Here is a 460-nt window from a genome sequence, read left to right as displayed (position 1 = left end):
GGGGCCGCTGGCCCCCGGGCGGGGCCCCCCCGGGGCCGCCCCCACCCCCCGGCCCCCCCCCGGGGGGGTGGGGTGCGGGGCCTCGCCATCGGGCCCCCTCGCGTCTCGACGCCGCCTGCGGGCGCGTGGGGGTGCGGGGCTGGTCCGTCGTTGGGTGCGGGGCCGCGTCGGTATGTCCGTCCCCGCCATCAAGTGCGCGCCGCCCGGCTGCTTCGCCTCCGGAGCGCCACGAACCGTGCTCCGGGCGGAAATACCGACACGCCCCCTCGCGAACGCTGCCGACTGCGGGTGCGTGGGGGTGCAGTGCTGGTCCGTCGTTGGGTGCGGGGCCGCGTCGGTATGTCCGTCCTCGCCATCGGGTGGGCGCCGCCCGGCTACTTCGGCACCGGAGCGCCGCGAACCGTGCTCCGGGCGGAAATACCGACACGTCCCCTCGCGAACGCTGCCGACCGCCGGTGCG

The sequence above is a fragment of the Streptomyces sp. NPDC059900 genome, from assembly GCF_050270335.1.
In the GTDB taxonomy this organism is placed as follows: Bacteria; Actinomycetota; Actinomycetes; order Streptomycetales; family Streptomycetaceae; genus Streptomyces.
Note: the sequence above shows the minus strand (reverse complement) of the source record.